The organism is Arthrobacter sp. PTI12 (assembly GCF_056679915.1).
On sequence record NZ_CM155256.1, the window covers coordinates 2,391,469 to 2,417,851 of the forward strand.

Here is a 26,383-nt window from a genome sequence, read left to right on the forward strand (position 1 = left end):
GCCTTTTTCCTGAGCAGCAGGAACCAGCGAGACGTAGTGTCGAGCTTAGCGCCGCGCTCTGACGATCCCGTTACCCGTCGAAGTGGGTTGCAGGTGACGCGCCGGAAACCCGTTGGGCAATCTCCGCGGCGATCACGCGCAGCTTCACGTTGCGTGCGTTCGAGGCCCGTTGCAGGATCGTGAAGGCTTCATCCTGCGAGCAGCGGTTTTGCGCCATGACGATCCCGACTGCCACGTCGATATGCGTTCGGGACTCCATGGCGCGGCTGCGGTTGTCCGCTTCCTCGCTGTAGTGTGCCATCCGCAACGCCAACTGCAGTCCTTTTGACGCCTGACGCGCGTATGACTCGGCGAAAGTGACTTCCTCGCTCCTGAAAGAACTCGGACGGTAGGAATACAGGTTCATCGCCGCGTGTGCTCCCGCCCCGATGGTAAAGGGGGCAGAAAGAATAGAGCGCAGCCCGTATCCGGAGACCGCCTCTGAATATTCGGGCCATCTGCTCTCGCTAGCAAAATCCTCCACGACGATGGTGCGCTGCTCCTTGGCTGCTGTGAGGCACGGACCCTCCTTGAAGGCGTACTGCAGTTCATCCATGGACTTCGCAGTCTCCGAGTTGTAGGCGACAGTCGCCGCCCGACGGCGGCGCAACAGTGTGATGCCGCACAGCACCGTCTCCTCGTGCCCGCTGACGCTGCGCGCTGAAAGGACGGCAAGTTCGTTGAGGAACTCCTGCATATCCGTGGTGGACAGCACAAGATCCTGCAACTCCTCAAGAAGCGAACGTTCACCCGTCCCCACTGTCTGCGCGGTCAGCCGACCGGGTGCGTCGAACTCCTCATCAGGCTCGAAGGAGACGAGTTCGCCCACGGTTCCACCTTTCAATGGTCCAAACCTCAACTTTCATCGCATAGGATACTTCACTAAGCGCCCTTCGCATCTCCAATGGGTCTCGTACCCCGCAGCGTCTGGCGTCGCCGGTGCCGTCCCACCGGGTCAAGTTACAGAGCGCAGCACTTCGCCGGTGCAGTCGTTCTTTCGGGGTTAGAGGGTCAAGGCATGGACACGTCGTATTGGTCAACAAGCCGCCTGCTGAGCACAGCGGCCCGGCTCAATGAAAACCGTGACAACGAGCGGTTGCGCAGCATCGGCGTTACACATTCCGGTGTGACAATCCTGAAAGTGCTGGCCTCTGCGGGATCGATGAGCCAAGTGAAATTGGCGCAGATCGTGCGGGTTCAGGCGCAGACAGTCGGTAAAGCTCTGGAACGGCTGGAGATGCGCGCGCTGGTCACGCGGCAAAAGAGTGAGTCGGACCGCCGGGTGACTTTCGTCGCCCTCACTCCCGCGGGCCGCACAATCCTCGATGAGGTGCAGCAGGGTGAAGGTGTACCTCTTGGCGGTGCAGGCTATGCGGAAGAAGATTTGCGCGCCGCACTGATCAGCGTGATCAATGCCACCCGTGACAACCTGCTCGCTCCAGGACCGGTGCCCGAGCCGCAACTGGTCGCTTCAGCGTAGTTTGACCTCAGACCCGCGTGCTCAAGGGCCGCTGATCACCCGGTCCCGCCCAGCGAGCACGCCCGTCAGGGCCAACATTGCCATGATGGCTGCAGTCACGAGCAGCGGAAGCGTCCAGTCGCCACTGAGATCACGCAGGCCACCGAACATGACCGGTCCAACCGCGCCGAGGCCATAACCGACGGACTGCGCCATGCCGGATAAGGCTGCGGCCTGCGGATAGTTGACCGTCCGCAGGCTGAAGAGTGACAGAGCGATGACAATGAGGCTTCCGCATCCAATCGCTCCCAGGAGCACCCACAGCAATGTGAGGTCCGGCGCAACCGCCAGCCCGACAAACGTCACGAAAGTGAGTGCGCCGCTGGTGAAGGACATCATTCGCTGGTCTGCACCCCGATGAAGGATTCCGCCGGCAGCAAGGCTGGCGAATACGCTGACAAGAAGAAACACGGACAGGTGCAGCCCCGCCGTTGTCGCCGAAACGCCGCGGCTTTGCTCGATGGTCGGCAACCAGGCCATCAGAACGTAGAAGGCGATTGACTGCAGTCCCATGAACAGCGTCACCTGCCAACCCAACGCCGAAGACCACGGCGACCGGTAGGTCGCCTCGGGTTTTGAAACGCGCACGGTGTCAGAGGCGTGTCTGCGCAGCCAGGGCAGGAGGACTGCCATGGCAATCAACGCCAGTCCCACCCAAATTCCGAGCGCCAGCCGCCATCCGGCGGGCGACGTCTGTGCCACCGGCACGACGACGGCGGCCCCGATCGCGGCGAACGCGGCTTGTGTTGCTGTGTAACTGCCGGTGATCTGGCTGACCCTGGTTGGAAAGTCCCGCTTCACAAGGGAAGGAACAAGGACGTTGAGAAACGCGATGGCGAGGCCTATCAAGGCGGTGCCCACCCAAATCAGGCCCGACACCGGTATGGAACGGAGCACTATGCCTGACGCAAGGATCAGCAGGGACAGCCAAAGCGCCCGATCAAGTCCGAGCCGGGAAGCGAACGCCGGAGCTACGGGCGAAAAGACCGCGAATGCGATAAGCGGCAAACCAGTGAGGAATCCTGCTGCGGCACTCGAGAGTTGAAGGTCGCTGCTGATATTCCCGAGAACCGGCCCAACGCTGACAAAAGATACCCGAAGGTTGACGGCGATGAGCAGAACGCCGATGAAGGCGAACCCGAAACGGGAGGATCGTTCTGTCGCTTTTCGGGTGGCAGTGGGCATCGTGCGGTTTCCGTCCTTCGGTGGCAGGCGGAGCGCCTGCGACGCGCTTCCGGTTCCAGCCTAGCGCCGAACAAGCGGTACCTGCGGCGGATGACCGCGGACCGACGTCAGGACCCGTAACGTTCCTGTTGCTCGAAGTACCCCGGTTCCTGGGGGCTGACAGCACCGGCACCGGCGAGCTGGGTCACGGCGATGTGACTGGGCTGCCCCGCTTCTTCGATGTATCTGAGTGCCAGGGCAGCTTCGGGAACGTGGACGTGCACGCGCCAGCGATAGCCCTCCTCGACCTCCGTTACTGCGCTCATAATGACGGAATCTCCCACCTCATCGAGGTGAAGCCGAAGAGTTGCAGCCTCCAGCGGGCTGAGGTTGATGGTACACATGACCTCGACGCCCTCGGCCGGCATCCCGTTGTGGATGTGCGGCGCCTGGACGTCATAGCCATGAAGGCCGTCAAGCAGTTCGTCCTGCAATTCTTCACCGAGTGAGGCCGCGCGGAGCGCATCCATGATGAGCAGGAACCCCACACCACCGGCATCAACCACTTTCGCTTCAGTGAGTGCGCCAAGCTGGCTCTCGGTCTGCACGACAGCCTCAAGCGCCGCCTCCACTGCTCCTTGCAGAGTCATGGCGAGGGCGTGGTTACTGTCATCTCCCTCGTTGGCCTGATCCACGGTGGCAGCTCCGACCGATGCGGCCTCAAGCACCGAAAGCATGGTGCCGGGAACAGGGTCACTGAGCGCCGACCAGCTGCGGATCTGCGCGCGGTTCAGTGCGGTGGCCAACAACGGCCCTGAGAGACGGGACGCGCCGTGCAGCGGCTCTGCTATTGCGGACAGGAAGACGGCAAAAAGCGTCCCGGAGTTGCCACGCGCATCTTCCATGGCGGCCTGTCCGGCAACCTTCAGCAAGTCACCGAGGTCATGGGTGTCATGATCCGCTGCAGCCTGCGCTGCTGCCCGAACAGTCAGGTAAAGGTTGGTGCCGGTGTCCCCGTCAGCTACAGGAAAAATGTTGATGGCATTGAGGCGGTCGCTGTGGTTGCCAAGGGAGACTTCAGCCTTACTCAACCATCGCTTCATCGCAGTCGCGTTTGCGGTGATTTTAGTCTGCAAAGTGATCCCATCCCACGTTGGCTGGAGACTGTGACCCGACGGTCACTTCGGCATGTCCGGCCTCTACCGAGCCTACCGCAGTGAATCCTGCCAGCGGCATAACGTTTGGGTTAACGGTGGCCAGCAGCCCATGGTCCTCGCCCCCGCCCAGAACCCATTCCAGCGGGTCCATTCCCAGCAGACTCGCGGCTCCGCGAAGCGGTTCGCCGAGATACCGCAGGGCTTCGGGATCCAGGTCAATGCGTACGGAGCTGGCCGCGGCGATCCTTCCTGCATCACGCACCAGGCCATCGGAAACATCCATCATTGCGGTTGCACCGGCCGCTGCGGCCGCTGGTCCCGACTCCAGCGGCGGACGCGGCCGGCACTGCGCACGAATGAACCCACGTAGTTTCTCTTCCAGCGAACCGTATTCATGTACGGACTCCAGCAGCGCCAATCCTGCCGCGGCGCGCCCGACCGTTCCGGCCAGTACGACGACGTCTCCCGGCTGCGCTCCTGACCGCAGCACCGGAGGGCGCCCATCCAGTGAACCCGTAACCGCCGCAGTGACCGAAATTTCGGTTCCACGCCCCAGGTCACCCCCGACTACTGCACAGGTGGAAGCCCTCAGCTCATGAATCGCCGCCGTGAGGCCGTCCGCTAGGTCCTCAACCCACTCGACCGTTGTGTTCCCGGGCAGTGTGAGACTGACGACGAGGGAGGTGGCACGACCACCCATCGCGTTGATGTCACTCAGGTTCTGCGCGGCGGCCTTCCACCCGACGTCGAACCCGGTGGTGCTGTACCTATTGGGCCAGTGCAGCCGAAAATCCATGTCCTGGACCTGGGTATCGATGGAGATGAGCACCCGTGCGTCCGCGGCGGCAACGATGGCGGCGTCATCCCCCGGGCCGAGCAGCACACTTGAGGGGCTGCCAACAGGGCTGTGAAGACGCGGCAGAATGCGTTCGAGCAGGGCCGATTCGCTCAGGTGGCTGACGGTAAGTGGCATACTTCCACCGTACTTTGCACCCCGCACATTCGGGTGTCGCCTGTGGACAAGGGCAGTCAGCACCCACAGGAAGGGACTCGCGGGGCTAGCCTGCCCTCCGTCGTCGTACCCGTCGGAAGATGAGCCAACCGAGAAAAGCGGCGAGAGCCGCATAAAGAAGAAGGTCAAAGTACTGGGAGTACTGGTCAACAAGGTGGTACTGGGTTCCGAGGAAATAGCCCAGGCCGATGAGCAGCACGTTCCACAGCAGACTTCCTGCGACGGTGAAGAGAGTGAACGTGGCCAGCGGCATGTGTTCGGCACCCGCCGGCAGGGAAATCAGGCTCCTGACACCCGGTATCAACCGGCCGAAGAAGACCGCCGAGCGACCATGGCGGTGAAACCAGCGCGCCGCCTGCTCGAAGTCGTCGCGGTCCACCAGCGGCAGCCTGGAGAGCCCGCGCACCACCCGTTCCTCGCCCAGCTTCGCACCGAGTAGGTACAGGAGCAGAGCGCCGATGAAGCTACCAAGGGTGGCAAGCGCGAGTACAAGCACCGCGTTCATCTCGCCTTGCTGGGACAGGAAGCCGGCCAGCGGCAGGACGACTTCACTCGGGATCGGAGGAAATACCGTTTCCAGGAGCACGAGTACGCCGACACCAATTTCGCCGAGCGCACTCATGACATCCGTGATGACTCCGGTCAGCCCTGACTGATCCTGGGCTCCGCCCGTACTAGCCTGCGCTGGTGTTGTCCACATACTCCCCCAGTGTTCCCTGATCGAGTGCCTCAGCGATGCGGGCTATTGCTTCTTCATCCTTCACGACAATGGACTGGCCGTCCGGCGAAGTTCCGACTCCCAGATTCGGCAGCGTGAAGAAGACGACGTCCTCGGACCGGACCTGCCACATACCGAGCGCGAGGGAACCGGCAGTCAGCGCGCCGAAGTCCGCATCGACACTCAGGTAGGGGGATATTTCATTCACGACCCGGCTGAGCTTCACGGGGTTGGTGAAGGTCTCGGCACTCAACAGTTCGGACATAATGCCCTTAATGAAGAGCTGCTGGTTCTGTACCCGCTGAAAGTCACCGTCGCTGAACGCCTTGCGTTCACGCACGAACTTCAACGCCGACTCGCCGTCGAGCGTGACCGGGCCCTGTTCGAAGAACTCCCCCTCTGTTCCCTCGGACTCGAAAGCAATGGGATTGTCGACCGTCACTCCTCCCAGAGCGTCCGTGAGGCCTTTGAAACCCTCGAAGTCGACAATCATCACGTGATCAACGGGCGCATCAAACATGTTCTCGACGGTCTGGACAACCAGCGGCACTCCTCCGAGCGAGATCGCAGCGTTGATCTTGTTCTCGCCGTGCCCGGGGATATCGGTCCAGGTATCGCGCAGGATTGACATGACATAAACGTTCTCCCGGTCCGCAGGGATGTGCACAAGCATCATGGTGTCGGATCGGGAATCGGTAAATCCGTCTTCGGATGCCTCCGGCCTCGCGTCACTGCCCATCAGCAGGATGTTCATGGCGCCTTCTGCGGCCGCTGTACGCTCGGGCCGCGTTGACGAGTCCGGAAACGCTGGTTCGATGGTGTTCGTTTTGGTCTCGAATGCTATGGCGAGGCTGATCAGGTAGCCGGCAAGAAGTGCCGCAAGTGCGAGAACGACGCCGAGCAGCACCAGCACGGCAGTGCGCAGCGGCCGCTTTTTCTTCGTGGCGCGTTGCGGAACGGGATCAGTGTAGTCATGCGTGGTCAATACGGACACTCCCTGCCATAGTTGCTGGCCCTATGCTACCGAGCGGGCAGGAGAGCTCCCTGAGCAACTCCCTCCCCTTGTCCTTGAGTTTTCCCAATCGCTGTGGGACTGTTCACCCATGGTTAGCGAATCAGTGCAGGTCAATGAACAGGCCCGTGCGCCGCTCGGCGCTTCCTACTGGAAGCTATGGACATCATCCGGTCTCTCAAACCTCGCCGACGGTGTGTTCAAGATTGCGCTGCCACTGCTTGCCATCCAGTTCACGCAGTCGCCCACCCTGATCGCCGGGGTGTCGTTCGTCGCTACCCTGCCATGGCTTCTCTTTGCGCTGACAGCCGGCGCCCTTGCGGACCGCCTGGACCGCCGTCGGCTGATGCTCGTCGCCAATCTCACCCGGGCAGCCTTACCGGCCATGCTCATTGCGGTGATCCTGCTCGATCTCGGCTCGATCTGGGCCCTTTATGTCATCGCACTGCTGGTGGGGGTCGCTGAAACGTTGTATGACACGTCCGCGCAGTCCATCATGCCGCAGCTGGTGCACCGCGATCAGCTTTCACGGGCCAACGGGCGGCTGTACGCCGTTGAACTGACGACCAACCAGTTCATTGGTCCGCCGTTGGGCGGGCTGCTCGTGGCAGCCGGAGTAATCGGCGGGTTCGCAGTTCCAGCCGTCCTGTGGCTCGCAGCCGTGGGTTCACTGTTCCTGGTGCGAGGAAACTTCCGGATCGAACGGGAACAAAAAACGACGCTGCGACACGACATCGCCGAGGGCTTACGCTTCCTCTGGCACCAGAAGATCCTGCGCACGCTCGCCGTCATGACCGGCACCTTCAACTTTGCCTCGAGTGCGGCCTTTGCCCTGTTCGTGCTCTTTGCCGTCGGACCGTCGTCAGCGATGCAACTTTCAGAGGTCGGCTTTGGAGTGCTCCTCACAACCTCGGCGATCGGCGCACTTCTCGGCTCTTTCATCTCGGAATGGGCGGAGCGGAAACTGGGCCGGTCAAAGTCGCTGGCGCTGACGATCTTCGGCGGATCGTTTTTTGTGGGCGCGCCTGCGCTCACGGACAACCCCTACATCCTTGGCTTCGTGTTCTTCGTGGGCGGGGTGCTGGTCATGCTATGGAATGTCATCACCGTCTCCCTCCGGCAGCGCATCACGCCCAATCGCCTGCTGGGGCGCGTCAACAGCGCCTACCGTCTCCTCGCTTGGGGCACCATGCCGCTGGGCGCAGCGGCAGGCGGTCTTCTTGCGACGTGGCTTGGACTTCAGGCAATGTTCGGAATCATGGGAGTGCTGACGCTGGCCCTGCTGGTTCTGATGCCGATTGTCACCGACAAGGCAATAGACGCAGCCGACGTCGAATCCTGACTGTTTCTGCGGAACCAAGCAAGGAGGAAAGCGATGCCGAGTGTCGTGGTTGTGGGTCAGGTGGCGAGGGATCTCGTGCTGAGGATCGAAGGGATGCCGGCAGAAGGACGCTCGGTTCCCGTGCAGGAGCGTTCCGAGCTGCTCGGCGGGAAGGGAGCTAATCAGGCGGTCGCGTGCCGTCAGCTGAAGGCAGAAGTGGAACTTGTCGGCGTCGTCGGGGATGACGAGCCCGGCCGCACCGTTACGGGTCAAGCCGCAGCGGACGGTATCGGCGTTGGCGGTGTCATTCGGCGGAAGGGTGCCCCAACCGCCCTGCTCGTGGACATCGTCGAGTCCGGTGGAGTTCGACGCCTCTTTGAAGATGTCGATGAACGGGTGCTGCTGACGGCGGAAGACCTCCGCGCGAGCAAAGAGGTGCTGGGTGCGGCGGACGCCGTGCTCGTTCAACTGCAGCAGCCCGCTCAGGCCGTCTCGATGGCGCTCGACGTCGCTGCATCCGGCGGCGCAATGGTAGTGACGGACGGCGCGCCGCCGGATAGGGAGACGCGTGAGCTGGTACTGCGCTGCGCCGCCGTCGTGCGCGCCGATGCGGAGGAAACCGAAGCACTGCTTGGATGGAAACCCCGCGATCTGGCTCACACCATCAAAGCTGCGCAGTCCCTCGTCGAGGCCGGTCCGCGCATCGCCGCCCTCGCTTGCCCCACCGGCGGAAACGTGGTGGCGTGGGCGGAAGGGCTCGTGGTGCTGCCACTGCTAGATGAAGATCCAGTGGACCCCACCGGCGCCGGTGACGCGTTTGTCGCCGCCCTGGCTATCAGCCTCCTGCAGGACGATGACCCGCGGTCCGCCGCATGGCTGGCAGCAGCAGCCTCCGCGGAGGTAGTTGGTAAGTCCGGCGGCAGACCCCAACTCAACCTCGGTGAACTGCGTGCCGCAGCGCGCCGGGCGCGGGACGTACACGGGTAGGCCTGCCGTGCGGGCCAATCATCAGTACGGTTAGCATTACTGTGTGGCCGACCTTCCGATCGAGACAGACTTCTGGCGGATTACAGAGTCCGCATTCGCTTGGGATGAGCCTGAAGTCGCAGAATCCGTCTTTGCACTGTCCAATGGATACATCGGGACGCGCGGCACCTTGGACGAAGGAGAACCGGGCGTTTTCCCCGGAACATTCATGTCAGGCGTGTTCGAGTTCCATCCGCTCTCCTACCCGGAGGACGGATACGGGCATCCAGACCGGGGCCAGGCAATAGTGGGCGTTGCAGACGGCACTCTGATCACGGTGGAGGTCGACGGCGAGCCGCTCGACATCCGGCACGCACCCCTCGAACGGCATGCGCGCACTCTCGACCTGCGCGCGGGAACGCTGGATCGCGAGACGGAGTGGACTACAGCCGGTGGCCGCCGCATGCGGTTGCGCTCCACCCGGCTGGTTTCATTGACGCAACGCTCAGCCACAGCAATCCGTTATGAAGTGGAAGCGGTGGACTCAGCGGTCCAAGTAGTTGTTCGTTCGGACCTGGCTGTCAACCGGACCGCCCGGCAGGTGGATAACCCCGATCCCCGGGTCGGCGAAGCGCTCACGCAGCCCTTCGCTCCTTGCTTCCACCGGGTCTACGAAGTCGGCGGGCTGCTCGTACATAGGACACGCGGCAGCCGGATCGGTGTAGCCGCGATGGCTCAACACGACGTTCAGCTTCCTGCGGGCGCCCACGTTTCCACCTCCGGCAGCCAGGACGAGGTGCTCACAACCGTGGTTGCTGACCTCGAGCCGGGCGAAAAGGTGGCGTTCGTCAAATACCTGACCCATACACGGTCAGCCGATGACTCCCCTACCGACCTCGCCGCCCAAGCGCTCGCGGCGATGAGTGATGCGCGGAGCCGCGGTTGGGAAGGCCTCGCCGCTGACCAACGCGCTTTCCTCAATGGGTTCTGGGACGACTCGGACGTGGAAGTGGACCCCGAGACGGACCTTCAGCTGGCTCTCCGCTTCGATCTGTTTCATATTCTCCAGGCATCGGTTTGCCTCAGTAACGCCCCGATCGGAGCCAAAGCGCTCACCGGACCGGGATACAGCGGGCACACGTTCTGGGACATCGAAGGGTTCGTCGCACCCACGCTGACGCTGCTCAATCCTGACGGCGCTGCGCGGCTCCTTCGCTGGAGGGCATCAACCCTGGATGCCGCCCGCGAGCGCGCCGACGTCCTGGGCGTGAAGGGAGCTTCATTCGCCTGGCGCACGATCGATGGGAACGAGGTCTCGGCATACTGGCCAGCGAGCACTGCGGCCATGCACCTCAATGCCGGCATCTCCCGTGCCTATACCCTGCATGCCAACGCAACGGGACGGCCGCTCACCGAAATTGCCGGCGTGGATGTCCTTATTGAAACAGCCCGCATGTGGGCGTCGACTGTTCATCAGGACGACGACGGGCGCTTCCACCTGCGCGGTGTGACCGGGCCTGATGAGTACACAGGGGTGGTGGACGACAACGTCTTCACGAATCTCATGGCACAGCGCAATCTCACCGCGGCGGCTGACGCTTGTCTTGCCTATACCGAACCCGCCGCACGGCTCGGCGTGAACCAGTCCGAGGTGGATCAGTGGCGCGCAGTGGCCGGTGCCATGTACGTGCCGTACGACGACCTCCGCCAGGTCCACCCGGCCAATGACGGCTTCACGACCTACCGGGAATGGGACTTTGAGGGCCGCCGCGACGCTTATCCGGTGCAGGAGCACTCGCACTACGCCAAGATCTACCGACGGCAGGTTGTGAAGCAGGCGGACCTGGTACTTGCTTTGTTGTGGTGTTCGGAGTCCTTCACCGAGGACCAGAGCGCCCGCAATCTTGAGTACTACGAGCAGCGCACCGTCCGTGATTCATCGCTGTCCGCCGCCGTTCAGTCGGTTGTCTGTGCACGGACAGGGCATCTCGACCTCGCCCTCGCCTACCTGCGTGAATCTGCGCTGGCGGACTTGCGGGATGTGCGGGGCGACAGCCACCGCGGCGTGCACCTCGCGGCGATGGCCGGAGCGTGGCTCGCGCTGGTCAGTGGTTTCGGTGGTCTGACAATGGATGATGTGCAACTGCGCCTTGCTCCCCGCCTACCTGCACGGTTGAACCGAATTGCTTTCCGGCTGAGGTGGCAGGGCAGCCGGATCGCTGTCGAGATCCTCCGCTCGGGGACCACAGTGCGGATGCTTGATGAGGATGAGACGGATCAGCAGGTGTGGATCGACGGTCGCCTCTTGCGTCTTACAGCAGCGCAACCGGTAACAGTACCGCTGGTCGAGCCAAGACCAATAACGACGACGCCGCGCCAACCGCCGGGGAGGGAACCACGAACCTGAACACCTCGCTGCCCCTCGCCCTAGGGCGATACTCGGAATGGATGCGCCGATGAGGAAAGTAACGCTTGGGCTGGTTGCCGACCCCGGCGGGACAGCGCTGGAGCGCCCTGTCGGTCTCGTCCACTGCGCGAAACTGTCGTGGCTGGCGGCATCCCTGGGCACCATCGCAGGAGCTCTCGGCTCGAACTTCGACAGCGACGAGGCGATTCGCGAGGCCACCTACAGCAGACGCCAACACGAACGCAGGAAGCTTGCCGATTCCTACGAGGACTGACAGTCCAGTGCCCTCGGGTCCTTGCCGCCTGAAACACCCATAAACTGGGTCAATGCCTCTGAAACCGCGTTCCTTCATGCCGGTCGCCGCTTTACTCCTCGCGGCGTCGCTGAGCGCATGCTCCCCCATTGTCGATGTCGATGCTGCTCCGGATGCGGTCAACCCGGCCTGCGCGAGCGTGATGATCGCGCTGCCCGAGCAGGTCGCAGGCAACGAACTGCGTGAAACCAACAGCCAGGCAACAGCAGCATGGGGTGACCCGTCGCAGGTTGTCCTGCGCTGCGGTGTCCAGATTCCGGGACCCACCACCGATGCCTGCGCGTCGGTGAACGATGTGGATTGGATCATCCAGGAATCCACGGAAAATGACATCTGGACAGCCACCACGTATGGCCGCGACCCGGCCGTGGAAGTTCTCTTCGATCCGAACCAGGTCGCTTCCAGTACGGTTCTGGTTGACCTCGGCGGCGCAGTTTCTCAGGTCGAGCAGACCGAGCAGTGCCTGAGCCTGAATGACACGGTGGACCTGCCCTCGGAAGGTTAGCGGCCGTCGTCGGCTCACCACCATGGCAGCAGCACCTGCAATGGCCGATCACGCGACCGGCGCCTACGGCTCAATCGGTACCACCCTGTCCCTCGAGGGCAGCACCGGACCTGCTGCCGGCACGGATGTAACCGTTGCCCCTTCGGGCAGCAGCTACACCTACGAGCGGACGTTTGAGCTGAACCGGGAAACCCAGGACGCCCTTGCTGCCGGAACGGTCGTACGCAGTTCGCCGGCGCATGGTTGCCGACCGCTGAGCACCCATGAACAACAGTGCTCGGGAGCGCCGCCTCCGCCTTGCCGCGGGGGCGGCGCTCCTCTTCCTGCCTTTGACCTCCTGCGGTACGGGCGCGGAACCGTCCGGGAACGCGCACACCGCCTCATCGTCGCCCTCCCCGGTGGCGCCGACACCGCCGTCCACACCTTCTGAGGTGCCGTCGTCGTCCGCTGCCGATGCGCCGCCAGAGATGGAGCTGGCGATGGACGCCTCGAAACCGGTGTTCTACAACCTCGAAGCTTTGAAACCGGGAGACCGGATCACGGTGGATCGTGAAGACGGCTCAACCGCTATCTTCGAGGTCTATCAGAGCGAGGTTTATTCCAAGAACGAGTTCCCTACGAAAGCCGTCTACTTCCCGGTGGACCAGGCGGAACTGCGGCTCATCACCTGTGATGGCTTCGCGGCGTCGTCGGGCGAGTTTGAGGACAACCTGGTGGTGTACGCGAAACTGGTGGACACGGCCTGACCTGTGTCCTGAAAATGCCACGTCGGAGAGGCCACGCCCTAGACTTGGGTTCGATGAAGACCACCGATTCCACTCCACTGTCCGGTACCCAGTACACCCTCCAGCACGGCGCGTACACGGCGTCGATCGCCAGCGTCGGAGCAACCCTGCGGTACCTACGCCGGAACGACCGCGACCTCGTGGTCCCCTATGATGCCGAGGAGATCCGTCCCTCCTTCCGCGGCGCGGTGCTGGCGCCCTGGCCCAACCGGGTGGTGGACGGCAAGTACTCATTCAACGGCGCGGCACATCAGCTCGCCCTCACCGAGCCTCAGCGCTCCCACGCCATTCACGGCCTCCTCGGGTGGGTGGACTGGACGCTCGCAGGCCAGGCGCCGGCCTCGGTCCGCCTGAGCGCATCCGTTATCCCGCAGAAGGGATACCCGTTCCGGCTTGAGGTCGAAGTGCTCTACTCCCTCGACGACAGCGGCCTCACCACTACGATCACCGCCGCGAATCCAGGCCCGTCAGCAGCACCCTATGGGGCGTCGGCGCATCCTTACCTGGTAGCCGGCGAAGGACTGGTGGACGACTGGACGCTGGAGGTGCCGGCGTCATCGGTCCTCCAGGTGACCGAAGACCGGCTGATCCCGATGGAACTGACCGACGTCGCGTCGTCGCACTTTGATTTCCGCGAGCCTCGCCTCATCGGGGACACATTCGTGGACCACGCCTACACGGGCATCAACTACGACGCCGACGCCACCGCCACCGTCTCGGTGCGCGCTTCAGACGGCAAGGGAACGGCCATCACCTTCGACCGTGGCTGCCCCTGGGTACAGATTCACACCGCGGACAAGCCGGATCCAGCGGTCTCGCGGCTCGGCCTGGCCGCTGAGCCTATGACCTGCCCGCCGGACGCGTTCAACTCGGGGACGGACCTGATCGTGCTCGAACCTGGCGCATCCCACTCGGTCGGCTGGCGCATTCACGCACTGTAGGCATCTGCCGGCTAAGGCGCAGAAGTGCAGCGCCCGGTTGAGCTTCGCACGAGGAACTCGGGGCGGAACGAGACAGAGGCCGGAGCATCGTCCTTCACCACTGACTCAATTGCGGCGGCCACAATCGCGGCTTCGTCCCAGCCAAAGGTGGTGAGGGCGGGGCTGATGAGGGGAGCCAACTCGCTGTCGTCGAAGCCCAGAATCGAGACGTCTCGGGGGATGTCCAGATTAAGGGACCTGGCGGCCCGGTACGCGCCGAAGGCGAGCGAATCACTCAGGCACAGCAACGCCGTCGGACGCGCTTTACGGGCAAGGAGGGCCGTTGCCGCTTCCGCTGCACCGGCAACTGAGGACGCCGACGACGCAACGGCAACGCTCATTCCCCTCTCCTGGCCCAGTTGCTGCACCAGCAGCTGCGCCGGGCGGCCGGGCGTCGACGGCAACGACGGCGCAAGAAGCCCGATGGACTGATGCCCCAGTTCGGCGAGGTGTCCGAGTGCGGTGCTGATCCCGTACTCATTGTCGAACAGTACGGTGTGTGCAACCGGCCGGTGCAGGAGCGCGTCCCCGATCGATACCAGTTGAATTCGCTCGGGAACCTCAGCCCAGTAGAGCGCGGATGGATCGACCGGTAGCACTATTGCTGCATCCACCCGGCGAAGCGTGAGGGCGCGCAGCGCGTTCCGCTCGCGTTCAGGGGATGTATCGACGTCGGAGATTGCCGAAAACATGCCTTGCTCGTGCAGCGCCTCAGACAGCATCACCGCAAGGCCCTGACGCCAGAGGTCTCCCAGCGATCCGATGATTGCCACGTTTCCGCTGCGGCCTCCCGCGAGGGCGCGGGCTACCGGATCCGCAGTCCAACCCATGTCCCGGGCGATGCCCTGTACCCGGGCAATGGTTTTCTCAGAGCCACGAATCCCCCGCAGCGCGTAGGACGTGGCTGCTTTGGAAAGACCCGCCGCGAGGGCGATATCACGGAGGGTAGGCCGCCTTGGCTCGTCCATGAACTGGTCCCGGCTGCGCCTAGCGCAGGCCCGTCTTGCGTTCGAGCGCCAGCTCGATGAGTTCGTCGATCAGTTCAGTGTAGGTCAGCCCCGACTTTGCCCACATTTGCGGGTACATGCTGATCGGGGTGAAGCCGGGCATCGTGTTGATCTCGTTGATGATGAGCTCGCCGGCAGGAGTGTAGAAGAAGTCAACCCGGGCAAGCCCCTCGGTGCCAAGTGCGTCGAATGCATGGGCAGCCAGCGCCCGAACACGATCCGTGACATCCGGCGGGAGGTCAGCCGGGCAGCTCAGCTCCGCTGCGGCACCGTCAACGTATTTTGCCTCGAAGTCATACCACTCGTGCTCCCCGGGCTGGACTGCAACCTCCCCAGGCAGGCTGGTGCGCGGCTCATCCAGGCCCCGACCCTGCAGGACCGCGACCTCGATCTCCCGGCCAGTGATCCCGGCCTCGACGATCACCTTCGGGTCGAACTGGCGCGCGGTTTCCACGGCTGCCTCAAGTTCCGCCGGAGAGGCCGCCCGCGAGATGCCCATCGACGAACCCGCGCGGGCCGGCTTGACGAAGACCGGGAATTCGAGCTTCCCGGCACGTTCAAGGCATCCTGAACGGTTGCGTGACCATTCCCGGTCGGTGAGCACCTCGTACGGACCGACGCTAAGTCCCGCGGAGGCAAATACGACCTTCATATAATGCTTGTCCATCCCCACGGCGGACGCCAGAACGCCTGCGCCGACGTAACGGATGTCGGCCATCTCGAGCATTCCCTGGAGGGTGCCGTCCTCGCCGAAGGGGCCGTGCAGCAGCGGCAGCACGACATCCACTGCGCCAAGGCTGCGTGGCATCCGTTCCGTTGCGGTTGCCACGAGTTCCTGTGCTGCACCGCCGTCGGAAGCTGTTGCCAGCACCACGGACTCCGGCGACACCGGAACCTCCGGAAGCACTGTCGAGCGCAGCGACCACTGGGACGGATCCAGGGACACCAATGACCACTGACCGTTCTTCGCAATACCCACCGGAACGACCTCATACTTGCTGCGGTCAATCGCTTCCAGCACGCCTGCGGCAGTCACGCAGCTCACTGCATGTTCACTCGAGCGCCCGCCGAAGAGCACAAGGACGCGGGGCTTCGCAGATAGGGTCACAATCAGCCTTCGGATTTCAGTTCGCGGGCCAGCAGTCGCGGGCCGAGATCATGTACGGACAGGTTGCCCTGAAGTACCGCAACAACACTATCCGTAATGGGCATATAGACCTTGAGTTGGTGCGCGAGATCAAGCACCGCCTGTGCGGATTTGATGCCCTCGGCCGTCTGGTTCATGTGCGCTGTTACTTCATCAAGGCTGAGCCCCTGGCCCAGCAGCCTGCCAGCCGTGTGGTTACGTGAGAGCGCGGATGAACACGTGGCGATGAGGTCTCCCATACCGGCAAGCCCGGACATTGTCTCCGGTTCCCCACCCAGCGCAACGGCGAGCCGCGTTGTCTCGGTGAGACCACGCGTGATGACCGAGGCCTTGGTGTTATCCCCCATCTGCTTGCCCTCGCAAATGCCGACCGCCAGTGCGATGACGTTCTTCACGATGCCGCCGATTTCCACCCCGACCACATCGGTGTTGGTATACGGCCGGAAATATGTTGCCGTGCAGGCTGCGGCAATCCACGTGGCCACTTCGGCATCCGGGCAGGCCACCACAGAGGCGGTCGGCTCACAGCGGGCGATCTCCATGGCCAGATTGGGACCGGAGACAACGGCGATGCGGTCCTCGGGAAGGCCGAGTTCTTCGGCAAGAACCTGGCTCATGCGCGCGTCGGTGCCGACTTCCAGGCCCTTCATCAGCGAAACGACCACTGCATCCGGTGAGATCAACGGCTTCCAGGCTGAAAGCTGCGAGCGAAGGGACTGAGCCGGCACCGCAATGACCACGAGCTCCACGCCGTCAAGGACGGCAGCAGTATCAGTGGAGCAGCTGATGTTGTCAGGTAATACCGTCTCGGCAAGGTAGCGGCTGTTTGTGTGGTGGGTGTTGATTTCATCGGCGATCTCCCCGCGACGCGCCCACAGGCGCACCTGTGTGTCAGCACTCTCACCGGCGTCAGCCAGCACCTTCGCGAACGTGGTCCCCCAGCTACCGGAGCCCAGAACGGCAACGACGGCGGGAGGCCGACGGGTCACTGAGCCTCACCCGCAGGCGACCGGAAGTTTCGACCCGTCTGCTTCTGGTTCTTTGACGCAGGGTCCCACCGCTGGGCCGGCGGTGTTTCGCCGCGCAGCTCGGCAACGAGCTCGGTCAGCGCATCCATGATGCGGGTAGTTGCCGCATCCAGCGTGGTACGGGTAATGGGGCCGCCGTGGAACTCAGAGAGGTCCACAGGCTTCCCCACGAGGACGCGGGACTTCTTGCGCGGAAACAGGTAGAGGCGCTTCGCGTAGCGCGGAAAAACCTCCTGCGCGCCCCAGTGTGCAATGGGAACAACCGGCGCACCCGTCTGAAGGGCCAGGCGCGCAGCACCGGTGCGGCCCTTCATGGGCCACATGTCAGGATCCCTCGTCAGCGTCCCTTCGGGGTAGATGATGATTCCTCCGCCGCCGTCGATCGCCTCTCTGGCGACATCGAGCGAGTGGTTGGCTCCCGCCGTCGTCCGTTCCACCGGCACCTGCAGTGTGGCACGCAACGCGGCGCCGAATACCGGAACCTTGAACAGCGATGCTTTCGCGAGGAAGTGCGGCAGCACCTTGTTGTTGTAGAGGAAATGCCCGATCACAATTGGGTCGATCTCCGTGACGTGGTTGGGGCACACGATGAAGCCGGTGTCGCGTGGGAGGTTCTCGGCGCCTTTCCATTCCTTGGCCATCATTGCATTCATGAGGGGCCGGAGAATGGTGGCTAGAATCGCGAAGGTTGCGCGGGACGAAGCGGGTTCGGTCATGCTGTGTGCGGCCGCGTTCAGCGGCCGATTCCCGCGTCTGCCGTTTCGGCGACGTCAAAATCAGCGCCGAGTCCTTCAAGCTTGTCCTGGAACCGCTCGTAACCGCGGTTGATGAGCTCGATACCGGTGACGCGGGAAGTTCCGTTCGCCGCCAATGCGGCAATGAGGTGGCTGAATCCGCCGCGAAGATCCGGCACGTCGATATCGGTTCCGTGCAGTTGCACAGGCCCGGAGATGACGGCTGAATGCAGGAAGTTCCGCTGGCCGAATCGGCAGGGGACGCTGCCGAGGCATTCGCGGTGCACCTGAATGTTGGCGCCCATGCGCACGAGGGCGTCAGTGAAGCCGAAGCGGTTCTCATACACGGTCTCGTGCACGATCGAGACGCCCTCCGCCTGCGTAAGCGCAACCACCAGCGGTTGCTGCCAGTCAGTCATGAAACCGGGGTGGACGTCCGTCTCCAGAACCAGAGGCGAGAGCTTGCCGCCCGGGTGGTAGAAACGGATGCCGTCGTCATTCACATCGAAGGCACCGCCGATTTTGCGGTATGTGTTCAGGAAGGCGGTGAGGTCCAGCTGGCGTGCACCTTCAACATAGATGTCGCCGCGCGTTACCAGAGCAGCAGAAGCCCACGACGCCGTCTCATTGCGATCGGAGATGGCCTTGTGGTTGAAGCCGCCCAACTCGGCCACTCCCTCGATCCGGATTGTCCGGTCCGTCTGCACGGTGATGATGGCGCCCATCTTCTGCAGCACGGCGATGAGATCCATGATCTCCGGCTCAACGGCTGCGCCCTTGAGCTCGGTGATGCCCTCTGCGCGGGTGGCGGTCAGCAGCACCTGCTCGGTGGCACCGACACTCGGGTACGGCAGCTCGAGCTTTGCTCCGTGGAGACCCTTGGGCGCGGAGATCGAGATCCCGCCGGGACGCTTGTCGACCACGGCACCGAAATTCCGCAACACCTGAAGGTGGTAGTCAATGGGCCGGTCGCCAATTTTGCATCCACCCAGGTCGGGGATGAATGCCTCACCGATGCTGTGCATGAGCGGACCACAAAAGAGAATGGGAATGCGGGAATCGCCGGCGTGCGCGTCGATGTCCTTCGACGCTGCCATTTTGGCGTTGGCGGGATCCATAGTGAGGTCTCCGGTGACCGGATCCTTGCTCACCTCGACGCCATGCAGCTTCAAAAGGCTGGTGACGACCTCGACGTCCTTGATCTCAGGGACGTTCCTGAGAACCGACGGAGAGTTCCCCAGAAGCGCGGCGACCATCGCTTTCGGTACCAGATTCTTGGCACCGCGGACGGTGACCTTGCCTGCGAGAGGGACACCACCACGGATTGTCAGAACGCTACCCATGAACACCTATTTCCTTCAACGTGTAAGCCCCAACAGCAGATAAGACTCCTGCTAAGCATAGGAGCTACTGTTACCAGACTGAAATACCGACGGCTTGTCAGCGGGACCGTGTTGGTCCCTTCACGGAGTGCAAACAGCCCGGCTCAGTCCGAAATTCCGGTGCGGGACGTGATTTTCCTTGCACCGGTGAACCAGGTCAGGTTCGGGCAGGCAGGGTTGTGGGCTTGAAGCTCGGGCGCACGGCTTCATAAGCGGTGATGGCCTCTTCATGGCGCAGCGTCAGTCCAATGTCATCGAGCCCTTCCAGGAGACGCCAGCGTGTGTAGTCATCGATCTGGAACCCGGCGATGATCGCCCCGCAGGTAACCAGACGTGACTCGAGGTCGACTGTAATCTCGGTGCCCGGATGGTTCTCGAGCTCTTTCCAGATCAGCTCGATGTCGTCCTGGGCCACCTGAGCGGCTACGAGCCCCTGCTTGCCGGAGTTACCGCGGAAGATATCGGCGAACCGCGACGCGAGCACAGCCCTGAAACCGAAATCCTTCAAGGCCCAGACGGCGTGCTCCCGGGAGGACCCGGTACCGAAGTCAGGTCCTGCAACCAGCACCGAACCGTGGTTGAACGGCTCCCGGTTGAGGATGAAGTTCTCGTCCTTCCGCCATGCGGCGAACAGCGCGTCTTCGAACCCGGTTCGGGTGATCCGTTTCAGGTAGACGGCCGGGATGATTTGGTCAGTGTCCACGTTGCTCTGCCGCAGGGGAACGCCGATCCCGGTGTGTGTAGTGATCTTTTCCATGGTCTTCTCCTCTTGCCCCGGTCTCAGGCAGCGTGGATGGTGGAGCTGTTTCCGGCCTGCACCGCCGCGGCGGGCGGTACGGGGTCCAGATCGGAAGGCGAACTCAGCGTTCCGCGCACGGCAGTGGCTGCCGCGACGACGGGAGAAACCAGGTGCGTCCGCCCGCCCTTGCCCTGACGGCCTTCGAAGTTGCGGTTCGATGTCGACGCGCACCTCTCCCCCGGCGCCAGCTGGTCCGGGTTCATGCCCAGACACATCGAGCACCCGGCGAAGCGCCATTCCGCACCGAATTCCTTGAAAACCTTATCCAGTCCCTCTGCCTCAGCCTCAAGGCGCACGCGGGCGGAACCGGGCACCACCATCATGCGGATGTCCGGATCTTTCTGCCGTCCACGAATGATGTCCGCTGCCAGCCGCAGGTCCTCAACGCGGCTGTTGGTGCACGAACCCAGGAAGACGGTGTCCACCCGGATGTCCTTCATTGGCGTACCGGCTTCAAGGGCCATGTACTCCAGCGCCCGGCTGCAGGCCGCCTTCTCATTTTCGTCGGCGAAGTCATCCGGAGACGGGACTGCCTGGCTGAGCGAGACGCCCTGACCGGGGTTGGTTCCCCACGTGACGAATGGTTCGAGCTCATCCGCGTCCAGGAAGACCTCCGCGTCGAACACCGCGTCATCGTCGGTTCGAAGCGTGCGCCAGTTCTCGACGGCGGCGTCCCAGTCCTCACCCTGCGGTGCGTGGGGACGACCCTTGAGGTACTTGAAGGTGGTGTCATCCGGTGCAACCATGCCGGCCCGGGCTCCGGCCTCGATCGACATGTTGCAGATGGTCATGCGGGCGTCCATGGACAGGGCACGGATAGCGGAGCCCCGGTACTCCAGGACATAACCCTGCCCGCCGCCGGTTCCGATCTTGGCGATGACAGCCAGGATGATGTCCTTGGACGTAACGCCCGGCTTGAGCGTCCCCTCGACGTTGATCGCCATGGTCTTGAACGGGTTCAGGGAAAGGGACTGGGTGGCCATGACGTGCTCGACCTCGGAGGTTCCAATGCCCATGGCCAGCGCTCCGAAGGCGCCGTGCGTGGAGGTATGCGAGTCTCCACACACCACGGTGAGTCCGGGCTGGGTGAGGCCGAGCTGCGGACCGATGATGTGAACGATGCCCTGCTGCGCGTCCCCCAGCGAGTGCAGCCGGACACCGAACTCCTTGCAGTTGGCGCGCAGGGTCTCTATTTGCGTGCGGCTCGTCACGTCCGCGATCGGCTTGTCAATGTCGATCGTCGGAGTGTTGTGGTCCTCGGTGGCAATTGTCAGATCCGGCCGGCGCAGCTTCCGGCCGGCCAAGCGGAGGCCCTCGAACGCCTGCGGGGAGGTGACCTCATGGACGAGGTGCAGGTCAATGTACAGCAGGTCCGGCTCGGCCTGTCCATTGACAACCTCACCCTTGCGCACAATATGCGATTCCCAGACTTTTTCTGCGAGCGTCTTGCCCATGGCCGGTTCCTCCGCGTGCCTTGATCAGATCTTTCAATAACTGAAGCAGGAGCGTGTCCATGCGCGCCACTCCGAACACTTGCGTCTCAGATAATGAGACGGCAATATCAGTCTATGGACAATTCTAGTGGTGTCGGCGTCATTGATAAAGCGGCTCTTGTTCTGGACGCGTTGGAAGCCGGCCCAACTACGCTCGCCCAACTGGTTACGTCCACCGGCCTGGCACGTCCGACAGTTCACCGGCTCGCCCTCGCGCTGGTTCACCACCGACTGGTCAGCAGGGATATCCAGGGCAGGTTTGTGCTGGGTAGCCGCCTTGTGGAGCTAGCCTCCGCCGCAGGAGAGGATCGGCTGATTGCCTCCGCCGGTCCCGTCCTCCTCCAGTTGCGCGATGCAACCGGCGAGAGCGCCCAGCTCTTCCGGCGCCAGGGAGACGCACGGGTCTGCGTCGCCTCTGCCGAACGCCCGATCGGCCTGCGCGACACCATTCCGGTAGGTACCCAATTATCGATGAGAGCCGGATCAGCCGCCCAGTGCCTCCTCGCCTGGGAAGATCACGACCGCCTTCTCCAGGGCCTCCAGAACGCACGGTTCACGCCCACCGTGCTGGCAGGAGTACGACGGCGGGGGTGGGCTCAGAGCCTCGGTGAACGTGAGGCCGGGGTCGCCTCGGTTTCGGCCCCGGTGCGCGGCCCTTCCGGGCGCGTCATCGCCGCCGTGTCGATCTCCGGACCCATTGAACGCCTCACTCGCCAGCCCGGCAGGATCCATGCCGAGGTTGTTGTGACCGCCGCACTCCAGCTGACCAACGCAATCGGCAAGTCCGCGGAATAACGGAACTTTTGCGCATCTATGGCGGCTTCGGATGCTGACCACGTCGCCGCAGCTGCCCGAAATTTCCTGGAACCTGGAGCGCGCTAGGCTGACCTCATGACCAGATATGCGGTCTTTCTGCGCGGCGTCAACGTAGGCGGCGTCACCATCAAGTCAGCAGACCTTCGGGCAACCTTTGAGGGGCTCCCTGTCTCCGGTGTGAGAACCTTGCTGGCGTCCGGCAACGTCGTCTGCAGCAGCGACCTCACAGCGGATGAGCTGAAATTCCAAAGCGAACAATCGCTGCGGCAGCGCTTCGGGTATGAAGCCTGGGTGGTTGTGCTGGACGCCGCCACCGTGGGAAGCATTGTTGAGGACTGTCCCTTTCCAGCGGACGATCCAGACACGCACACCTACCTCACGCTCTTCTCCGACCCCGCCGTGCTGACCGGGATGGTCGAGTTCGCTTTCTCGATCAATGAACCGGTCCAGCCCCTCGGGACCATCGCCGCTGCCTGGCAGACGCCGAAGGGCGGAACCCTGGACAGTCCGCTCAACGCCTTCACCAACCGGGCTGCCTTCAAAAGGGCAACGACCACGCGAAACCTGCGCACGCTGCAGAAGGTGCTCGCCGCCCTGCAGGGCTGACTTACCGGCGTGAACCCGCTGCAGCCACAGCGCGGACGAAGCCGTTGTAGCGTTCGATCTCCGCCGCCGCCGGCCCAACCGCCACCGTCTCTGTGGTCTCGCTGATCGAGGCGACCAGCCGCCGTCGTACGCGCTTTCCCCGCCTCCGGGCTCCGAGGCGAGCCAGCCCGGCACACAGAATGCCGATCGCTATGCCTGCTGCCACTCCCCCTACGGCCAGCAGCGTCGGAACGGGAATCCCCTCTACGGTCGGTGATTCCGGAACAGGAAACTGCAGGAACGCCAGCGCTGCCAGCAGCGCCAGCCAACCGATTCCCACCACCATCGCGGCCAGGAAGAACCATTGCAGCACTCCGGCCACCGGCCACCACCAGGCCCGTGAACCGGAGGCGAAATCAGTGCGGGCAACAGCCTCATCCAGATGCTCCAGAAGCTCCGGTTCAGGGCTCTTCGCTGCGTCGCGAATGGCTGTCCGCCACGGTTCCACCGCACCGGCTGAGAGCTCGTCGCCGAACGTTCTCAACGCCCGGTCAACGGACGCCCGCTGCGCCGGGCCGGGTTCCGGGAGGGACGTCCGGCCGACGAAGTCCTGCACGTCCCCACGCCGGAGGTTGAGGCGCCGCAGCGGATCCGAGCGGAGTCTGCCGAGCCAGCGCGTTACCGGCCACCCCGTGACAGCGTGGGCGTCCCGGCGGTAGGAACGGACGACGGCGTCGATCACCGCATCAGCACCTGTGGCCCCCGCGAGGCGGTCCGAGAGCGCAGCACGCGCCGCTTTCGACGGAGGCGGAAGTTCTGGGCCGCTGAACTTCTGCAGCGATTCAACGGCGACGTCGACGTCCGCTGACAACCGACCGGTCGCGGCCTCCTTCCGGCGCACGATGGTTCTGATCTCTTCGGCGAGGCCACCCAAGCCTGTTCCGGTGAGTGCGGAGACCGTGTGGACTACGGCGGAGCCATGGCCTTCAGCGGCCAGAATCTGTTTCAGCGATCCGGTTACCTGCGTGAGGTCGGATTCCGAGAGCCTGTCAGACTGATTCAACGCAACCAGTATGACGGACTCGTGGGTTGCCAGCGGTTCCAGAAACTCCCGGTGCAGGGCGGCGTCCGCGTATTTCTGCGGATCGGTGATCCACAGCAGGACATCCACCTGCCCTGCAAGACGCTCCACAATCACGCGGTGCCCTAGCTCCGTCGAATCGAAGTCCGGCAGGTCGAGCAGGATCAACCCGCCGTCAACGCCGCCGTCGCTGCTGCCACGTCTGCGGTCGCCGGAAACGGCGAGCAGTTGCGCGCCGTCCGGCATGACGTGGCGGTTGGGCACCTGCAGCCAGTCGAGCAGATCCTCGCTTCCATCCTCGTTCCAGATCACTGCAAGAGGTTCGGCGGTTGTTGGGCGGCGTGCGGCAACCCGCGCCAGATCAGTTCCGGTGAGCGCGTTCAGCAGCGACGACTTGCCGCTGCCTGTCGGTCCGAAAATACCCACCACAGTGTGTGCTGAGGACAGAGACCTGCGCGAGCTCGCCCGGTCCAATACCTCGTAGACGGCGCCGAGCTGATCCTCATCAACCCGCCCCTCAGCCAGCTCCCGGGCTGCGTTGAGCGACTCGAGGCGAACCTGCAGTCGCGAGGATGATCCCTCTCCGCGGTGCCGGCTCACTGCCCACCCTCCGGCAGGGCGCCGTCGTTCCGCAGATCCTCAGCCACTGAGCGCCGCTGCGTCAGATTCACAGCCAGTGCGCGGAGGTCCTGCGAAGTTGGTTCCCCAGCCAGTACGTGCAGCGTGTCGGTGAAGCGCTTCCGCTCTTCTGCGAGCAGCTTCTCGCATCGTTGCTGCAGCTGCATGCGCGCCGTCCGTGTAAGCCGCCGTACCGCGTCTTCGCCGAAGATGGCCTCCAGCAGCTTCTGCCCGACGACGGCGGAGCCGCCTGCAATGAGGACCTCACCTCCCGTTAGGCCGGCAGTGGATGCGAATACAACGATCATGAGCGCCACTGCAACACCGTTGACCCCGAAGGAGAGCATCCTGGCGGCGAAACGCTTGTCTGCACCCTCGGAACGCACCAGGTCCAACAGATCTTTCTGCCACGCACGGATTTCGCGGGCGACGGTGTCGGTGAAATCAGGTGACATGACGGGGGTTCCAGGATCCAGCAGCGCGCGCCCTGCAGGTTCGGCTCGCCATTGCCGCTGGGTGCGGTCGGCAGCCTTCGCCGCTTCCTCGACGATCACGGTCTGCAGTCCGCTTTCAATTGCATCCTCGACGGTTACCGCACGCGGGGGTTTGCCGGTAAGGAATCCGCCGATCCGGTCCCGGATGCGCCCAACCGTGGATTCCAGACCGCGCATGAACTCTCCGGTACCGACGAAGTCCTGCCACCGGGCAAGCACCTCACCGCGAAGCAGGGTGCCGTCCTTGGTCGACTCAAGGACGGCGTCGAGCGCTGCGGCGTATGACTCACGCGCCGCTTCCCCGAGCCGTGCGGCGGTTTCCGCCTGATCGTCGAGGGCATCGGCAACGTTCTGCACGCGGTGCCCGAGTGCCCTCAGCGCACCTTCCAGAGTGCGCCGGGCAATTTCCCGCCGGCCCTCCGCGTCAGCCGAAATAGCACGCAGCCAGCGCTGCAGCGGCTCCACGCTCTCCGGCGGGAGCATGCCGAGCGGGTCAAGCTGTTCTTCGGGAACCACGAAGATAGGAGCATGCCCCAGCTGCTCGGCGGCTAGCAGAGTGTGCAGATCAGCGCGCACCTCCTCCTCCACGCCGTGCGGAACCCGGTCAAGAACAATGGCGAGCAGAATGTCACGCTGCGCCGCTTCCCTCAGCAGCTTCCAGGGGACGGCGTCGGCATAGCGGTTCGCTGTAGTGACGAACAGCCACAGATCAGCTGCCGCCAACAGCTGTGAGGCGAGGCGGCGGTTTTCGTCTGCGATGGAATCGATATCCGGTGCATCCAGCAGGGCAAGCCCGAGGGGGATCATCGTGTCCGGTTGTAGCAGCAGTTGGGCCGCGCTGCCGGCGTCGTGCGTTGAAGGGATGTGGGACGCCGGCACGGTTTCCGCTTCCTCAGTGACGACGACGGCGCGCTGTCTGGTGAGCGAGGGCAGCACGCGGTCATCGGCGAACCAGTGCCCTTCCGCCGGGTGGTGCAGCAGGATCGGTTGGCGGGTAGTGGGCCTGATCGGTCCGGAGCGGGTCACCGGATGTCCCACCAGAGCGTTCACCAGTGTTGATTTGCCCGCTCCGGTGGAGCCGCCTACGACCGCCAGGAGCGGTGCGTCCAGGCTCTTGATGCGGGGCAGGATGTAGTCGTCGAGCTGCTCGGCCGCGGTGCGCGTTTGAAGTTTGGCGGCAGTAGCCCCGGGAGTGTCCAGGGGGAAGGTGAGACGGCTGAGCGTTTCGCGGACACTGCCCAGCAGATCGGCAAGCCCCGCAACATCAGCGTCCGGCAGCGAGGCATTCATGGTCCCATCAT

The 26,383-nt window shown here is 63.5% G+C and carries 26 protein-coding genes; 11 read left to right on the forward strand and 15 right to left on the reverse strand.

Annotated elements, in window-relative coordinates:
* Nucleotides 1-70: 70 nt before the first annotated feature.
* Nucleotides 71-868, reverse strand: coding sequence for a GAF and ANTAR domain-containing protein (locus AC1MBU_RS11480; RefSeq protein WP_346028170.1), 798 nt, complete (start codon nucleotides 866-868; stop codon nucleotides 71-73).
* Nucleotides 869-1,057: 189 nt separating this feature from the next.
* Here AC1MBU_RS11480 and AC1MBU_RS11485 point away from each other — a divergent pair, with 189 nt between their 5' ends.
* Complete coding sequence (locus AC1MBU_RS11485; RefSeq protein ID WP_346028169.1) at nucleotides 1,058-1,519, forward strand: MarR family winged helix-turn-helix transcriptional regulator; 462 nt, start codon at nucleotides 1,058-1,060, stop codon at nucleotides 1,517-1,519.
* Nucleotides 1,520-1,540: 21 nt separating this feature from the next.
* Here the strand turns inward: AC1MBU_RS11485 and AC1MBU_RS11490 are convergent, their stop codons facing one another.
* From AC1MBU_RS11490 to AC1MBU_RS11510, 5 genes are all read right to left on the reverse strand, one after another.
* Nucleotides 1,541-2,743 (reverse strand): MFS transporter, encoded by a 1,203-nt coding sequence (locus AC1MBU_RS11490; protein WP_479787228.1) that lies wholly within the window; start codon nucleotides 2,741-2,743, stop codon nucleotides 1,541-1,543.
* 107 nt (nucleotides 2,744-2,850) lie between these two features.
* Nucleotides 2,851-3,825 (reverse strand): DAK2 domain-containing protein, encoded by a 975-nt coding sequence (locus AC1MBU_RS11495; RefSeq protein ID WP_471673583.1) that lies wholly within the window; start codon nucleotides 3,823-3,825, stop codon nucleotides 2,851-2,853.
* A 22-nt stretch (nucleotides 3,826-3,847) separates the two neighbouring features.
* Nucleotides 3,848-4,852 carry a thiamine-phosphate kinase gene (locus tag AC1MBU_RS11500; protein ID WP_479787229.1) on the reverse strand — a complete coding sequence of 335 codons (1,005 nt, stop codon included), beginning with the start codon at nucleotides 4,850-4,852 and terminating at the stop codon, nucleotides 3,848-3,850.
* A gap of 85 nt (nucleotides 4,853-4,937) precedes the next feature.
* Nucleotides 4,938-5,591: a DedA family protein gene (locus AC1MBU_RS11505; protein ID WP_277358492.1), complete on the reverse strand. Its 654-nt coding sequence runs from the start codon at nucleotides 5,589-5,591 to the stop codon at nucleotides 4,938-4,940.
* Entirely contained in the window at nucleotides 5,566-6,594 is a 1,029-nt protein-coding gene (locus tag AC1MBU_RS11510; RefSeq protein WP_277358491.1) for an LCP family protein, read from the reverse strand. Before AC1MBU_RS11510 ends, AC1MBU_RS11505 begins: the two co-directional genes overlap by 26 nt.
* A gap of 118 nt (nucleotides 6,595-6,712) precedes the next feature.
* Between AC1MBU_RS11510 and AC1MBU_RS11515 the strand changes: the two genes are divergently transcribed.
* Genes AC1MBU_RS11515 through AC1MBU_RS11550 form a run of 8 tightly spaced genes read left to right on the forward strand, consistent with a single transcriptional unit; the run spans nucleotide 6,713 to nucleotide 13,859 of the window.
* A complete protein-coding gene (locus tag AC1MBU_RS11515; protein ID WP_471671797.1) occupies nucleotides 6,713-7,963 on the forward strand; it encodes an MFS transporter in 1,251 nt (416 codons plus the stop codon).
* 33 nt (nucleotides 7,964-7,996) lie between these two features.
* Nucleotides 7,997-8,929 (forward strand): PfkB family carbohydrate kinase, encoded by a 933-nt coding sequence (locus AC1MBU_RS11520; protein ID WP_346028163.1) that lies wholly within the window; start codon nucleotides 7,997-7,999, stop codon nucleotides 8,927-8,929.
* A 43-nt stretch (nucleotides 8,930-8,972) separates the two neighbouring features.
* On the forward strand, nucleotides 8,973-11,315 hold the full coding sequence (locus tag AC1MBU_RS11525; protein WP_479787230.1) for a glycoside hydrolase family 65 protein: 2,343 nt from the start codon (nucleotides 8,973-8,975) through the stop codon (nucleotides 11,313-11,315).
* A gap of 49 nt (nucleotides 11,316-11,364) precedes the next feature.
* Nucleotides 11,365-11,589, forward strand: a complete 225-nt coding sequence (locus tag AC1MBU_RS11530; RefSeq protein ID WP_277358487.1) for a hypothetical protein — start codon at nucleotides 11,365-11,367, stop codon at nucleotides 11,587-11,589.
* Between the two features lie 52 nt (nucleotides 11,590-11,641).
* The gene (locus AC1MBU_RS11535) at nucleotides 11,642-12,133 is read left to right on the forward strand and encodes a DUF3515 domain-containing protein (RefSeq protein ID WP_277358486.1); all 492 of its coding nucleotides are present in this window, start codon (nucleotides 11,642-11,644) and stop codon (nucleotides 12,131-12,133) included.
* Between the two features lie 22 nt (nucleotides 12,134-12,155).
* A complete protein-coding gene (locus AC1MBU_RS11540; RefSeq protein ID WP_479787231.1) occupies nucleotides 12,156-12,563 on the forward strand; it encodes a hypothetical protein in 408 nt (135 codons plus the stop codon).
* 49 nt (nucleotides 12,564-12,612) lie between these two features.
* The gene (locus tag AC1MBU_RS11545; RefSeq protein ID WP_479787232.1) at nucleotides 12,613-12,879 is read left to right on the forward strand and encodes a sortase domain-containing protein; all 267 of its coding nucleotides are present in this window, start codon (nucleotides 12,613-12,615) and stop codon (nucleotides 12,877-12,879) included.
* 53 nt (nucleotides 12,880-12,932) lie between these two features.
* On the forward strand, nucleotides 12,933-13,859 hold the full coding sequence (locus tag AC1MBU_RS11550) for an aldose 1-epimerase family protein (protein WP_479787233.1): 927 nt from the start codon (nucleotides 12,933-12,935) through the stop codon (nucleotides 13,857-13,859).
* 11 nt (nucleotides 13,860-13,870) lie between these two features.
* Here the strand turns inward: AC1MBU_RS11550 and AC1MBU_RS11555 are convergent, their stop codons facing one another.
* From AC1MBU_RS11555 to leuC, 7 genes are all read right to left on the reverse strand, one after another.
* Nucleotides 13,871-14,866 carry a LacI family DNA-binding transcriptional regulator gene (locus AC1MBU_RS11555; protein ID WP_479787234.1) on the reverse strand — a complete coding sequence of 332 codons (996 nt, stop codon included), beginning with the start codon at nucleotides 14,864-14,866 and terminating at the stop codon, nucleotides 13,871-13,873.
* Nucleotides 14,867-14,885: 19 nt separating this feature from the next.
* A complete protein-coding gene (locus tag AC1MBU_RS11560) occupies nucleotides 14,886-16,019 on the reverse strand; it encodes a D-alanine--D-alanine ligase family protein (protein ID WP_404800718.1) in 1,134 nt (377 codons plus the stop codon).
* Nucleotides 16,016-17,041 (reverse strand): NAD(P)H-dependent glycerol-3-phosphate dehydrogenase, encoded by a 1,026-nt coding sequence (locus AC1MBU_RS11565; RefSeq protein WP_277358481.1) that lies wholly within the window; start codon nucleotides 17,039-17,041, stop codon nucleotides 16,016-16,018. Before AC1MBU_RS11565 ends, AC1MBU_RS11560 begins: the two co-directional genes overlap by 4 nt.
* Nucleotides 17,038-17,796 carry a lysophospholipid acyltransferase family protein gene (locus tag AC1MBU_RS11570; protein WP_277358480.1) on the reverse strand — a complete coding sequence of 253 codons (759 nt, stop codon included), beginning with the start codon at nucleotides 17,794-17,796 and terminating at the stop codon, nucleotides 17,038-17,040. The genes AC1MBU_RS11565 and AC1MBU_RS11570 overlap by 4 nt, the downstream gene beginning before the upstream one ends.
* 17 nt (nucleotides 17,797-17,813) lie before the next feature.
* The gene (gene murA, locus AC1MBU_RS11575) at nucleotides 17,814-19,157 is read right to left on the reverse strand and encodes a UDP-N-acetylglucosamine 1-carboxyvinyltransferase (protein WP_056548381.1); all 1,344 of its coding nucleotides are present in this window, start codon (nucleotides 19,155-19,157) and stop codon (nucleotides 17,814-17,816) included.
* 196 nt (nucleotides 19,158-19,353) lie between these two features.
* Nucleotides 19,354-19,953 (reverse strand): 3-isopropylmalate dehydratase small subunit, encoded by a 600-nt coding sequence (gene leuD, locus AC1MBU_RS11580; protein ID WP_277358479.1) that lies wholly within the window; start codon nucleotides 19,951-19,953, stop codon nucleotides 19,354-19,356.
* 23 nt (nucleotides 19,954-19,976) lie between these two features.
* The gene (gene leuC / locus AC1MBU_RS11585; protein ID WP_346028158.1) at nucleotides 19,977-21,449 is read right to left on the reverse strand and encodes a 3-isopropylmalate dehydratase large subunit; all 1,473 of its coding nucleotides are present in this window, start codon (nucleotides 21,447-21,449) and stop codon (nucleotides 19,977-19,979) included.
* A 114-nt stretch (nucleotides 21,450-21,563) separates the two neighbouring features.
* Between leuC and AC1MBU_RS11590 the strand changes: the two genes are divergently transcribed.
* On the forward strand, nucleotides 21,564-22,283 hold the full coding sequence (locus tag AC1MBU_RS11590; protein WP_056548220.1) for an IclR family transcriptional regulator: 720 nt from the start codon (nucleotides 21,564-21,566) through the stop codon (nucleotides 22,281-22,283).
* 96 nt (nucleotides 22,284-22,379) lie between these two features.
* Nucleotides 22,380-22,910 carry a DUF1697 domain-containing protein gene (locus tag AC1MBU_RS11595; protein ID WP_277358477.1) on the forward strand — a complete coding sequence of 177 codons (531 nt, stop codon included), beginning with the start codon at nucleotides 22,380-22,382 and terminating at the stop codon, nucleotides 22,908-22,910.
* 1 nt (nucleotide 22,911) lies between these two features.
* Here AC1MBU_RS11595 and AC1MBU_RS11600 read toward each other — a convergent pair whose 3' ends face one another.
* Nucleotides 22,912-24,570 carry a GTPase family protein gene (locus AC1MBU_RS11600; protein ID WP_479787235.1) on the reverse strand — a complete coding sequence of 553 codons (1,659 nt, stop codon included), beginning with the start codon at nucleotides 24,568-24,570 and terminating at the stop codon, nucleotides 22,912-22,914.
* Nucleotides 24,567-26,372, reverse strand: a complete 1,806-nt coding sequence (locus tag AC1MBU_RS11605) for a dynamin family protein (protein ID WP_479787236.1) — start codon at nucleotides 26,370-26,372, stop codon at nucleotides 24,567-24,569. The genes AC1MBU_RS11600 and AC1MBU_RS11605 overlap by 4 nt, the downstream gene beginning before the upstream one ends.
* Between the last annotated feature and the right edge of the window lie 11 nt (nucleotides 26,373-26,383).

Coding starts and splice junctions, on each gene's coding strand:
- leuD (WP_277358479.1), bottom strand. CDS start 19,953: ATGGAAAAGATCACTACACACACCGGGATCGGCGTTCCCCTGCGGCAG.
- AC1MBU_RS11490 (WP_479787228.1), bottom strand. CDS start 2,743: ATGCCCACTGCCACCCGAAAAGCGACAGAACGATCCTCCCGTTTCGGG.
- AC1MBU_RS11595 (WP_277358477.1), top strand. CDS start 22,380: ATGACCAGATATGCGGTCTTTCTGCGCGGCGTCAACGTAGGCGGCGTC.
- AC1MBU_RS11555 (WP_479787234.1), bottom strand. CDS start 14,866: ATGGACGAGCCAAGGCGGCCTACCCTCCGTGATATCGCCCTCGCGGCG.
- AC1MBU_RS11535 (WP_277358486.1), top strand. CDS start 11,642: ATGCCTCTGAAACCGCGTTCCTTCATGCCGGTCGCCGCTTTACTCCTC.
- leuC (WP_346028158.1), bottom strand. CDS start 21,449: ATGGGCAAGACGCTCGCAGAAAAAGTCTGGGAATCGCATATTGTGCGC.
- AC1MBU_RS11550 (WP_479787233.1), top strand. CDS start 12,933: ATGAAGACCACCGATTCCACTCCACTGTCCGGTACCCAGTACACCCTC.
- AC1MBU_RS11485 (WP_346028169.1), top strand. CDS start 1,058: ATGGACACGTCGTATTGGTCAACAAGCCGCCTGCTGAGCACAGCGGCC.
- AC1MBU_RS11500 (WP_479787229.1), bottom strand. CDS start 4,852: ATGCCACTTACCGTCAGCCACCTGAGCGAATCGGCCCTGCTCGAACGC.
- AC1MBU_RS11545 (WP_479787232.1), top strand. CDS start 12,613: ATGGACGCCTCGAAACCGGTGTTCTACAACCTCGAAGCTTTGAAACCG.
- murA (WP_056548381.1), bottom strand. CDS start 19,157: ATGGGTAGCGTTCTGACAATCCGTGGTGGTGTCCCTCTCGCAGGCAAG.
- AC1MBU_RS11570 (WP_277358480.1), bottom strand. CDS start 17,796: ATGACCGAACCCGCTTCGTCCCGCGCAACCTTCGCGATTCTAGCCACC.
- AC1MBU_RS11605 (WP_479787236.1), bottom strand. CDS start 26,372: ATGAATGCCTCGCTGCCGGACGCTGATGTTGCGGGGCTTGCCGATCTG.
- AC1MBU_RS11520 (WP_346028163.1), top strand. CDS start 7,997: ATGCCGAGTGTCGTGGTTGTGGGTCAGGTGGCGAGGGATCTCGTGCTG.
- AC1MBU_RS11530 (WP_277358487.1), top strand. CDS start 11,365: ATGAGGAAAGTAACGCTTGGGCTGGTTGCCGACCCCGGCGGGACAGCG.
- AC1MBU_RS11540 (WP_479787231.1), top strand. CDS start 12,156: ATGGCAGCAGCACCTGCAATGGCCGATCACGCGACCGGCGCCTACGGC.
- AC1MBU_RS11495 (WP_471673583.1), bottom strand. CDS start 3,825: ATGAAGCGATGGTTGAGTAAGGCTGAAGTCTCCCTTGGCAACCACAGC.
- AC1MBU_RS11590 (WP_056548220.1), top strand. CDS start 21,564: ATGGACAATTCTAGTGGTGTCGGCGTCATTGATAAAGCGGCTCTTGTT.
- AC1MBU_RS11505 (WP_277358492.1), bottom strand. CDS start 5,591: ATGTGGACAACACCAGCGCAGGCTAGTACGGGCGGAGCCCAGGATCAG.
- AC1MBU_RS11515 (WP_471671797.1), top strand. CDS start 6,713: ATGGTTAGCGAATCAGTGCAGGTCAATGAACAGGCCCGTGCGCCGCTC.